The 203-nt window shown below is 54.2% G+C and carries 1 rRNA gene; it reads left to right on the top strand.

Going from position 1 to position 203, the window contains the following annotated elements:
- The first annotated feature begins 77 nt into the window (after nucleotides 1-77).
- A 5S ribosomal RNA gene (gene rrf, locus BIV24_RS29860) occupies nucleotides 78-194 on the top strand.
- The last annotated feature ends 9 nt before the right edge of the window (nucleotides 195-203 follow it).

Genomic DNA, 203 nt, shown 5'->3' with positions numbered 1-203 from the left:
CTTGTCCTCAGTTGCTCGCGTCCACTGTGTTGGTTCTGAAACCACGAACAGCTTTCCGGCTGTCAGTTTCATAGTGTTTCGGTGGTTATAGCGTGAGGGAAACGCCCGGTTACATTTCGAACCCGGAAGCTAAGCCTTACAGCGCCGATGGTACTGCAGGGGGGACCCTGTGGGAGAGTAGGACGCCGCCGAACAAATTTTGA

The organism is Streptomyces colonosanans, assembly GCF_001866645.1.
In the GTDB taxonomy this organism is placed as follows: Bacteria; Actinomycetota; Actinomycetes; order Streptomycetales; family Streptomycetaceae; genus Streptomyces; species Streptomyces colonosanans.
The sequence above is the reverse complement of the archived record's forward strand: the minus strand, read 5'-3'. Positions and strand labels throughout refer to the sequence as shown.